Raw genomic sequence first — 11,860 nt, 5'->3', positions numbered from 1 at the left:
GACCCCAAAAGTAAGTGAAATTTAGGTGAAATGCAAATAAAATCGACGAAATACAAGGTGTTGAATGCGCTATTTATTTAAATAAACCCAACCGGTAATAATTTTATAGTTACTGTCATTTAGATTTAGTACATAAAAATAGGTGCCAACAGGAAGTATTTCACCTTGATTATTAATACCTCGATTGGCTTTGCCTTCCCATCTTGTGGAATTATCTCCAACAAAAATTAGCGTACCATATCTATTGTAAATTTGAAGTTCATGTTGCTCAAAAATATCATATAAATCTTGAATGTTAAACCAATCATTAACCGTGTCATTATTTGGAGAAAACCCTTGCGGAATGGTAGGAGGACAGTTTTCTGTTTGTAGATTAAATTGATAGATGGTATAGCATTCCTCGGTTGTATCTTTTATATAAATCGTTTGCGGACTTGCAGTGCTTTGGTAATCTTCGGGGTGCATTATATAATTATCATTATTTATAAGATCCTCCAAATTTTCATAAAAATGGATAGTAGAAATATCTGTATATGTAATGCTGTCTAATGGGTTTGTTAGATTAAAAATAGCGGTATTAAAACCAATATCACAATTTAAAATAGCTGCTAATTCTATGCTTTCTGGTAATGGAATACGTTGTAGGTTTTCTGTTGTTATGTTATTGGTTTCGTTTAGCTCAATAACAACGCCGTTACCATCCCCAATATCATCTACCGCAAGCGTTAAGGTAAAGTGGTCTGGAATATTGTCTGGTATGGTAAGTAAGATATTTCCGTTTTCAAAAGCGTCTATTGCTATTTCATTTTGTGTGATGCTTTGTGCAATAATTTGGTTGTCGGCATAAAATGCAATTGGTGTATTTTCTGGTAATACTTCTGTGCTATTTATATTAAAGACGGTATAATCTAGGTCTATGGTTTTGCTATAGCAAGGCATATAATAATTGTTAATCGTTATAGTAGCGTCTGGTAATTGACTATTTAAAACGGTTATTATATTGTTTAAAATTATTAAATCGGCTCTAAAAATTCCAAAGTCGTCTGTAGCTCCCGTTGTAAGTTTTATTTCTACAGAGGTGTCACCAATAGCAATATTATCTTGAATATTATAAACATCTAAATCGCCATTATAAAATGTGTTAGAATTAGTAAAAGAATTGGTACCATTAAAAGCATTATCTGCAGGGTTTAACGGAGCGTTAGAAATTAGATTCCCATTTATTTGCAAGGTTTCTCCATAGTTGAGGTTGCTATCTCCTTCCCAAGCAAGAAATCCAATTTTAGCGCCATCATTATCTAAAACATTAATATTATCTATAACAATTGTTTTTTCTTGTACTACGCGGTTAATAATTTCTAGGCCTTGAAAAAGACTCACTTGGTTTATTGGTAAGCTAGATTCTTCGTAAATAACATACATACTCCAGCCAGCAAAATTAGTTCTGTTACTGCAATAACCATCGTTGTTTGCTAGTGTTTCAGAAATATCTAAATCACTTAAGGTGTAGGTAGTGTTACCTAGGTTATTAACGATACTCGTAATGTCTGTAAAGCAGGAAAAATAGGGGAGTGTTCCGTTAAAAGGATCTTCATATGCAACACGGTAAACCTCTTCTGCTAGAACCGGTATATCGTTTAAGGAAACATCTAGATCACCAACTCCAGAACCAGCCCAATACAAATAGGCTGCTACAATATTTTCTGTATTTGGTAGGTTTAATACTGCGGAAGAATTAGGTAGTGTTTCGCAAAATTCTCTAACTATATTGTTTTCTGCAGGGTTTAAAGTATTACCAATAGCGGTGTAATTAATACGACCATTGTATTGCTGGTATAACGTTATATCTTGCGCGGCTAGAGGAAGAAAGGTCCATAGAAGTACGAGTAAAATTAAAGTATGGTTGCACGTTTTCATAGTCTGCTATGCACATGTACGCGATTCATTTTAGCGTATTAATGAAAAATGGTTAAAATATTCTCTTCCGTCCTGCAATGTAATGGCAAACCAATAATCTTCACTTGGTAAATATTCTCCATTAAATGTGCCGTCCCAACCAGTACTTGAAGGGCTAATTTGCTTTATAAGTTTACCATAACGATTAAAAATTTTAATTTTGGTGTTTGGTTGTATCAGGTTAGAAATTCCTAGCACTTGCCAAGTATCATGAATCCCATCATTATTAGGTGTAAAGTATTGGGGAAAGCCAATTACAGAAACAGGTTGTTCTACAATACCACAATTATTTTTAATATCCATTACAGCAATAGTGTACATTCCTGGATATACATTTTCTAAAATGTTACTCGATTGATACGGAAGATACAAAACGCCATCCGCATCATATAATGCATATTCATAAATTCCTTCACCAGAAGTTAAAACGGTTATGGTATTGCGGATGCTTCCGTCTATAACTTCAACTGCATCTATAGTCGCAATATTGGATGCTTCTACAGTTAGTATTCTTGATTTATCACAGCTTTCTGCATTCGTAATGGTTACGGTATAACTTCCAATTTCATTTACTTGAATCTCGTTTGTTGTTTCTCCATTAGACCATGCATAAGTATAGTTGTTGGGATTGCCAATAACGCCACTTTTTAAGGTTATGGTTTGCGGATAAAAGTTTAAACAATACAATAGGGTTTCGTCTTCTAAAACAGCAGGTAACTCATGTATTATTAAAGAAACTTCGCTAATGCCATAACAAGCATTATTGTCTTCTGCTCTTGCAAAAATAGTTTGTGTATAAGGAATTGTATTTGTGTAGGGTGATGTTAGTTCGTTTTGTTCTAAAAGTGCATCATTATATGTTTTATAATAGGTAATTGGTAGGGTAATGCTATTTATAGTTTGAATATCTGTTGTGAAATCATCGAGATTAAAAGTGTGTATGCCGTCTTCGGAATCTAAAGCATCACAAACAGCTGGAGCGTTATAATCTAGAATTTGAGTAGTGCTTACTTCCAACGTAAGTGTTGCCACAGAAAAACATGTTGTGGTGCTATTAATAATTTGCGCATATACAGTCTCTGGATTTGTAGTATTAGTGTAAATATTACCATCTATTTCATTCACGCTATTTTCTGCATCTGCCGCGGAAGTATAAAATTTCACCGGAGCATTTGTATCTCCACCAGTTAAGGCGTCTTTTGCTTGAAAAAGATTAAAAACCGTTAAACCATCTATAGTCCCATCTTCATCACATTGAAAAAGAGAACTGTTAATACTAGGAGGTATAGATAATGTGCTTAAATCTAAAGTTGTAATATTTTTGCAATCTGGTTCAGAAGCACTTTCAATTCTTACAAAAAGGGTGGTGTCTGTGGTGTAATACGGACTAGCCAACGCATTTGTGTTATTTAAAGCTTGTGTATTCGTTTCATGATAGGTTATGTTTACTAGTGAAGCATCTTGACCATCAAGAATCTCTGCCGTTTTAGATGCTAAATCAAAAAAGGTGAAACCATCTGTGGCGTTTCCATCATCATAGTTATCACAAGTAAGTAGATCTGTAGGAGTTTTAAAATCGGGGCCTATTTTTACGGTTAATTCAAAGGGAGCAATATCAAAACAACCATTGGTTGTATTGGTTAGTCTAGCATAAATAGTTTTGGGATTTGCGGTGTTTGTATACGGGCTAGATAATGCGTTAATATTTAGGTTTGCGTCACTTTCAGAATCATGATAAGTAATAAAAATATTTGTTTGCGTACCTGTAATAGAAGCGGTATTGTTTTCTAAGTTAAATGTTGTAAAGCCATCATCAAAAGGAGTAATTAAATCACAATCTTCCATGTTTAAGGCATCGGCACTTCCAGCATCATTGGTTGGTGGTTCTGCAAATTCTGCAGTTCCGGTCCATTCTAAAGTAAAAGGGCTTGTTCCTGCAGGTCTATCGATAACAATAAAATACGTTTCTCCAGCAATTACATCTAACCATTTTACAAAACTATTTCCAGTTGCTCCAGGACCTTCAGCTGTATCTGTTTCTGTACCGTTCATCCCCGTTAAATTATTGCCTTGATTTGCAGCTTGCGGATTTGTAGTAGAGCATCGAATAGCAGAACCAATAGCACCACAAGTGACATTTGGGCCAAATACAAAAAAGTCATAATCCACTACAATATTTCCACTGTTTGGTCTTAATGTAAATCCAAGTGTGCCATTATTAACTACGGTAACTTGCAACCATAAACTATTATTTTCTTGACTTCCGCAGGTGTTAGAGCCAGATAATTCTTGTGTACCAATTCCGTTAGCGTCTAAATTCACATTGGAGTTACCACATACAATAATGGCATCGATACAATCTGTTGGTAGTTGTGCGAAAGTAAATTGCACAAAGAAATTTGCTATAAGTATAAGAAGTAGTTTTCTATTTGTTTTCAAAAGTGAGTTATCTTTTTAGAGTGAAATGATTAAAGTATTCTCTTCCATCTTGAAGGGTTACTGCAAACCAATAATCATCGTTTTGTAAAATTTTGCCATTAAATGTACCGTCCCAACCTAGACCAATTGGGCTAATTTGTTTTAACAATTTGCCATAACGATCAAAGATTTTAATTTTTGTATTTGGTTGAAAAATATTAGAAACGCCATATACTTGCCAAAAATCATTAATACCGTCATTATTAGGTGTAAAGAACTTAGGGAAACCAATTACAGAAATTGTTTTTTCTGTAATACCACAGCTATTTTTTAAATCTCTAACAGAAACCGTATAAATACCTCCGGGAGCTACATTGGTAAAAATAGGACTTGTTTGATAATAGGTGTGCATACCTGCGTCATTAAAAAGGGCGTATTCATATACTCCTTCACCAGAAGCATTAACGATTATTGTATTATTAGAAGAAGCATCTACAATATCGATAGAATCAATAGTTGCATTACTAGAGGCTTCTACAGTAATTGTTCTCGTTTTTTTGCAACCCTCTACATTAGTAACTGTTACGGTATAGGTTCCTACTTCATTAATTTGAATTTCGTTTGTAGTTTCTCCATTAGACCACGCATAAGTATAATCGGCAGGATTACCAATGACTCCACTTTCTAAGGGTATTGTTTCTGGGTGAAAATTTAAACAATAAAAAGCCGTTTCATCTTCTACAAGTTGCGGACGCCTGTTCACTGTTACCGTTATTTCACTAATACCATAACATGTATTGTCATCTTCTGCTCTTCCGTAAATAATTTGTGTGTACGGATTTGTATTGACGTATGGAGAAGTTAATTCATTTTCTTCTAAAAGTGCATCATTATATGTTTCATAGTATTTTATAGGAAACGTGATGCCGTTTATAGCTTGAATATCTGTTGTGAAATCGTCTAAATTAAAAGCATTTATGCCATCTTCTGAATCTAATTCATCACAAGCTACTGGAGCATTATAATTTTGAATTTGCGTAGTACTTACTTCTAATGAAAGTTCTGCAATTGCTGTACATTCTGAAGTGTTATTTGTAATAAGAGCAAAAACGATTTGCGGATTAGTAGTATTGGGATAGTTTGTCCCATCGACTTCATTTACACCAGCTTCAGCATCTGCTAGTTCGGTATAGAATTTAACCGAAACATTGGTTGCACTTCCCGTTAAAGCATCTTCTGCTTCGGTAAGATTAAATACCGTAATACCATCTATAGCACCATCTTCATCACATTGAAATAAGCTACTGTCAAAACGGTTTGGTAACGGATTTACAATAACATCAAAAAAGGTAGTATCATAACATGTTGCATTTAAATTATTTTCTATTCTAACAAAAATAGTTTCTCGATTTGGAGTTTGTGTATAATAGGTGTTAGGTAAAACAGGGATTCCGGCATCTGCATTTGCTTGAGAGTTATGGTAGGTTATTGTATAATCTGCTGCGTTTTGAGTGTCTAAAACTTCGGTGTTAAAATCGGTAAGTAAAATATCTATTTGTCCGTTGGTGTCATCGCCATCCGCATTATCATCACAAGTCGTAAAGTTGTCTACAAAATTTGCAATTGGTGTATTGTAAATATGTATTTTGAAAGAAGAGGTATCGTAGCAATTCGGATTATTATCATTATGAATTCTAGTATAGATAATTTGTGGGTTATCTTGATTATCATACGACCCAATTATTTCGTTTTCATTATTATCGGCATCTAATTGATTTTCGAAATAATGTACGCTATAAATACTCGCGTCTTGTGTGTCTATTACGGCAGCATTTTGCGAAGAAAAATTAAATGCCCAATGGTCATTATTGTTGTCATCACAAACTAAAATATCTGCTGGTTGGTTTGCTACAGGAATATCATAATACTTTACAATAGCTTGTCCTTCTTTAGATTCACAGTCATTACCTGGTATTTGTATTTCCACTTCATAATTCCCATCTGCGTTTATGGTTAATTGATATGGAGGTACTGGTGTTGCTATTGCTACCCCATCAACAGTCCAAGAATAAGTTGCTCCAACAACATCTTCTGCTTCTAAAGTATAAATGTCTCCAGTACATAAAGGTAATTGGATGGTTTGTGACGTGTTCCCTATAATATCTATTTTTTCAGTAAAATAAGAGGAAATAAAAGGAGGTAAGCCTTGTCTAGCTAATCTGCCATTTAAGTTTATAGCATTTTGTGTGTAATTACAATCTACACCTAAAATGTTGGGAGATTCTATGGTGCTTAAATTAGGTAAACCTACAAAATAGGTGCTACTTTCGGTTTTATAAATCTTACTATCTGGACCTAGTTGTAAGGCACTTCTATAACCTTGGCTAATATCTATATTGATTTGACTAGCATTAATTTCATTAATGTCTCCAGTTGTTATATCGTATTGTAATACTGCACTTTGTTGATCGGAAGGTCTAGAACTGCTGGTTTGACTTAAATCATTGTAGGTGCTTATATATAGTACTTTACTATTAGAAGAAAACTCAATTCCATACGAGTAAATTGCGCCATTAAGATTGGTAGGGTTTATTGTTATTTGTTGCGGATTGGAAACTAAACCTGTATTTAAATCAAAATCATATATAAATAAACCGCTGCTAATATTGGAAGATACAAGTCTACTACCATCTGGAGATACCTTTAAATAACCTCTTCTTTCTACAAGACTTCGAGTCGTATCTGTAAACGTAATTGGTGTAGTATCCACACCTGCAGAACTTACCTTGAATGCATAAAAAGTATTATTGTTGTTATCTACTGCTCCACTATTTGTGATTGCATCAGCATCAGCAAAGGTAATCACCCAGATTTCACCAGATGCACAATCTTTAAGTACCGCACTTAGTTTTTCAGAAGCCTTATGTAGTAACCGCTGATTCTTTAAAACCGTTATTCCACCAAGACCACCGTCTAGAGTCATGTCCACTTCCGAATAATTAAAACCAAAGTCCTGTTGGCTTAGGTAAGTGGTCCCTTGCGTGAAAATATAATAGATATTTGGATCTTCTGGTTTTGGTATTATAATAGCAGATTGTGTACTAGAAGGGTTTCCAAATAGGTTATTACCATTTAGCATTATTTGATGGTTGCGATTGTATACTTTAATACCATCGGTATAAAACAAAAGATTACCATCGATATCCGAAATACTTGTGCAACCTTCGTCTGTACTTAATAGTCCATCTGTTAAGGCAGATACAGCTCCCGTATTGCTGTCAAAAGTAATCCCGGCATTGTCCCCAAAATACCAATTAGATGCTTGGTTTTGTGAGTAAGACACAGTAACAATAAGAAAAAGTAGATATAATATGTTTTTCATTCTTTTATAGCAATAGCTATCAAAGATATTATATTTTTATTTGAATATTAAGAGGTACGTGTTAAAATGAGTGCGATGTGTTATTTATAAATCCCTATTTTTTAAAATTATGTAGGATAAAAATAAGAATAACCCAGTCCAACAAAGTACAATAACAATTTCATACCAATGGACTGCGTAGTTATACGTAAGATCCATCTTGTCTGGAAATTTTGTCATCATAACACGTTGAAAAGGCTGATCTATCAACTTGTACATTGATTTTAATGGGAAGAAATTCTGAATTTTTTCGGCCAATTCATAGTTGCTTTGCCAAGTAATTAAACCTAAAACGATATATTCTAAAATGTATAGAATAAATAGGAAAGCTAAAGCAAAAGCAGAGCGTTTTACAAGCATACCAAAGAATAAGCATAACGTAAAAAAACCGACAAGCTTCACAAAATAAGCGACTAAGAAATTAGTTTCTCTAAATATGATACTAGCTTCTGTATAACTAGAGTAGTACATACCAATACAAAAGGAAGCTACTGCTATTAAAATAGTTGCTACTAAGGAAAAGAATACAATGGTATAGAATTTTGAAAGTATAAATTCCTTTTTACTTAAACCATCAATTAAGTTTTGCTTTATCGTTTTATTGCTATACTCATTACCAATCATGCTAACTACAACAATAGCGAAAAAGAATTTAAACTGCGATGCAAAAAATGTTGTGATATGCCAAATTATAGGAAAGTTAAAGATTCCTAATTCGCCCAATTCTAATGTGAAAAAACCAAAGAAGTTTATTTTTATAGAAGATAGAATTAATACCGTAAATGGTAATATAAAAGAAACAAATATAAGTACTTTACTAGCTCTGTTTAGTAGCAGTTTTTGTAATTCAAGATTTAATAGTCGTAACATGGGTTTGGTTTTGGTGCTGAAGCAAGTTCAGCATATATGGATGTATTAGTTATTGTCTGTAAGCTGAAGAAATTGTTCTTCAAGACTTTCTTTACGTTGTACCAAATGAGATAATACGATGCCTTTTTCAAACATAAGTTTGTTAAAATCGGAAGCATCCATTGGTGCATTTAAAAAAGCTGTAATTAAACCGTTTTCCACTTTTATATTTTTAAAAGTAGTATTGCTTTCTAATAGTTTTATTAAATCCTCCTGTTTTTCTGCTTTTAATTCAAAAAAACCATGACTAGAAATCATTTCGTCTACGCGACCAGAATATAATTTTTCTCCTTTACGAAGAACCACAACATGTGTGCACACTTTTTCTACTTCGTCGAGTAGGTGAGAAGCTAATAGAATAGTTGTTCCTTTTGCGGCAATATCTTGTATTATTTTACGTATTTGATGAATTCCTTGCGGATCTAATCCGTTAGTAGGCTCATCTAGAATTAATATTTCAGGATCATTTAATAAAGCGGAAGCAATAGCAAGACGTTGTTTCATACCTAATGAATAGGTATTAAACTTGTGATCTTTTCTATCTTCTAAACCAACAATAGCTAATTTCTCTTCAATTTTACTATAAGCTACTCCTTTGATTTTACAAACCAGTTTTAGGTTTTGCGAAGCGGTCATGTACGGATAAAAATTTGGGCGCTCAATTATGGCTCCAACTTTTTTCAATGCATCATGTGTAGATACTGTGCCATCGAACCATTTAAAGTCTCCTTGCGTTTTGTTTACCACATTTAAAACGATGCCTAATGTTGTCGATTTTCCGCTTCCGTTGGGTCCTAGAATACCATAAACATTTCCTTTTTTTATAGTAAACGAAAGGTTTTTTACAGCGGTGAGATAGCCAAATTTTTTGGTAAGGTTATTAATCGTAAGAATAGATTCCAAAGTATACAGGTTTGATTAGTTATAAGTAAGACGAGATAAGCGAAAAATTGTTACAGGTTAAAATGAAAAAGCACCCTAATTATTTAAATTAGAGTGCTTAAAATGATATAAAGAACCTTATTTAGTTCCAGTTTTCTTCAAAGTCTAGGTTGTCATAATCATTAACGTCATAACCATCGTCAAACTCATCAAATTCATCTTCGTCTTCACTTTCAAAGTTTTTAATTGGCGCTTCATCTGGGATTTGTCCATGAACAAACATGAGGTTTGGGTAATCTTGACCTTCAGCTTCCTCTACAATTTCAGCAAGCTCTACGTAAAAAGTCCACATGCTTAAAAAGTCGTACACATAAATTAGTTTGGTGGCCATTTCATGCGTAACATCATTAATAACCGTTTCGTTCATTAAACGAACTTCATTTGCACCTTCGCTAACATCAAACATAGAGATTTCCTCTCCTTGTTCCCAAGTATCATTACTTATATAAAACGAAGCCATTTCTAATCCGTCAAAACCAAAAGATTGGGTGATGATGTTATGTAGGTCTTCTAAAGTATCGGTTTCGCGAATTTCTAAATCACGAAAAATATCTTCTTCTGTGTCATTATCAAGTACTACTCTAAATCTGTAAATCATGGTAAAATATTATTTTGCAAAGGTACGATTTCCAAAGCCCAAAAACCAAAAACTAAATTCCAAAATCTCAAAACTAAATTCGGAGGATAAGTAATTTATGTCGTTCAAGTATTTTAGGTTGTTTTTATTTTATTTGCTGAAACGGTGCAATGTAAATGTCATGGCTGTTAATAAGAAAAAAGCACCAATTTGATGTGCAACACCTAATATTAAAGGGACTTGATATATAATGGTTAGTACACCTAATAAAAATTGAAATCCGACCAAGATTATTAACGAATGGATCCCTATTTTTTGATATCTAGTAGTTATTTTCTTTTTTGCTTGAAACCAAATAATGCATATGAAAAGAACCACTAAGTAAGCAGTTGTTCTGTGTATAAACTGAATACCACTTGGGTTTTCAATAAGATTTTTATAAAATGGATTAAGTATATAAACGGTTTCGTGCATAAATTTTCCTTCGTTCATTAAGGGCCAATGATTATGTAATAATCCTGCCTTTAAACCAGCCACGAAAGCACCATAAATAATTTGAAAAATTAATACGATATAGCCAACAAGAATAAGGTTTCTAAACTTTTTATCGATTGCTTTTCTATCTGGGAAAATTAAATCTAATGCCACCCATAAAGTTGCGGCAAAAGTTAAAAAGGCCGTGGTTAAATGCGCAGCTAATCTAAAATGACTCACATCTGGTTTATCTACTAGTCCACTTTTAACCATATACCAACCTAAAAAACCTTGAAAACCGCCAAGAACAAGAAGTACCATGCATTTTTTTATTGTTTTTTTTGTGAGTTGTTTGGTTGCTAAAAAGTATAAAAAAGGAATAATAAAAACCATACCTATTAATCTCCCAATGACTCTATGCAGCCATTCCCAGAAGTAAATGCTTTTAAAATCTTCTAATGTGAAATGAGAATGTAACTTTTGAAATTCTGGATATTGTTGGTAAAGGGCAAATGCTTCTTGCCATGCGGCTTCTCCAATAGGAGGAATGGTTCCTGTGATTAGTTTGTAGTTTGAAATGGATAAACCAGAATCGGTTAATCTGGTAATGCCACCAACAACCACCATAATGAAGATTAATAAACAGCCAGTAAATAGCCAATAGATTACTTTTTTGTTATCCTTTTTCATTGCTAAATTAATTCTTTTTCAAAACACAAGCTATTTTCCATAGTCGCATATTGGCCATAGTTTGTGATTATTTTATAGTTGTTTTTTTTATAAAAATGTACCGCTTCCATTTGTCGAATACCAGTTTCTAGTACACATTTTTTATATCCTAATTGCTTTGCCCAATTTTCTAAATCTTCTAAAATTTTAGAGGCAATACCTAAGCTTCTAGTTTCGGTACTAGTAAACATGCGTTTGATTTCTACAGTACTTTTATTAAACTCTTTAAAGGCCCCGCAGCCAACAGCTTTTTCCTTATTATACGCTATGATGACATTTTTTAAAACGGCAATACTATTGAATTGGTTATAAAAGGCATGTTCTTCTCCGTCTGTTATTTTTAAATACGCATCCAGTTGTTTTACTAAGTAAACAAAATCGTTATTTTCAGAATTGGTTCTAACTAAATCCATTTTTTTTCGTTTTACTTATTG

8 protein-coding genes are annotated in these 11,860 nt (G+C 33.3%); all 8 read right to left on the bottom strand.

The window, feature by feature from the left end:
• Positions 1-69 precede the first annotated feature (69 nt).
• The 8 genes from ACVCXO_RS07025 to ACVCXO_RS06990 all read right to left on the bottom strand — a co-directional run bounded on the left by ACVCXO_RS07025 (position 70) and on the right by ACVCXO_RS06990 (position 11,839).
• Complete coding sequence (locus tag ACVCXO_RS07025) at positions 70-1,917, bottom strand: T9SS type B sorting domain-containing protein (protein ID WP_452228882.1); 1,848 nt, start codon at positions 1,915-1,917, stop codon at positions 70-72.
• Between the two features lie 30 nt (positions 1,918-1,947).
• Positions 1,948-4,395, bottom strand: a complete 2,448-nt coding sequence (locus ACVCXO_RS07020) for a T9SS type B sorting domain-containing protein (protein WP_452228881.1) — start codon at positions 4,393-4,395, stop codon at positions 1,948-1,950.
• Between the two features lie 7 nt (positions 4,396-4,402).
• Positions 4,403-7,756, bottom strand: a complete 3,354-nt coding sequence (locus ACVCXO_RS07015; protein ID WP_452228880.1) for a T9SS type B sorting domain-containing protein — start codon at positions 7,754-7,756, stop codon at positions 4,403-4,405.
• Between the two features lie 84 nt (positions 7,757-7,840).
• Positions 7,841-8,665, bottom strand: coding sequence for an ABC transporter permease (locus ACVCXO_RS07010; RefSeq protein ID WP_452228879.1), 825 nt, complete (start codon positions 8,663-8,665; stop codon positions 7,841-7,843).
• A 45-nt stretch (positions 8,666-8,710) separates the two neighbouring features.
• Positions 8,711-9,607, bottom strand: coding sequence for an ABC transporter ATP-binding protein (locus tag ACVCXO_RS07005; RefSeq protein WP_452228878.1), 897 nt, complete (start codon positions 9,605-9,607; stop codon positions 8,711-8,713).
• Positions 9,608-9,728: 121 nt separating this feature from the next.
• Positions 9,729-10,244 (bottom strand): IS1096 element passenger TnpR family protein, encoded by a 516-nt coding sequence (locus tag ACVCXO_RS07000; RefSeq protein ID WP_452228877.1) that lies wholly within the window; start codon positions 10,242-10,244, stop codon positions 9,729-9,731.
• A 129-nt stretch (positions 10,245-10,373) separates the two neighbouring features.
• On the bottom strand, positions 10,374-11,387 hold the full coding sequence (locus ACVCXO_RS06995; RefSeq protein WP_452228876.1) for a COX15/CtaA family protein: 1,014 nt from the start codon (positions 11,385-11,387) through the stop codon (positions 10,374-10,376).
• Positions 11,388-11,389: 2 nt separating this feature from the next.
• On the bottom strand, positions 11,390-11,839 hold the full coding sequence (locus tag ACVCXO_RS06990; RefSeq protein WP_452228875.1) for a GNAT family N-acetyltransferase: 450 nt from the start codon (positions 11,837-11,839) through the stop codon (positions 11,390-11,392).
• Between the last annotated feature and the right edge of the window lie 21 nt (positions 11,840-11,860).

It is taken from the genome of Lacinutrix sp. MEBiC02404 (genome assembly GCF_053601575.1).
Note: the sequence above shows the minus strand (reverse complement) of the source record. Positions and strands in the feature narration are given on the sequence as shown.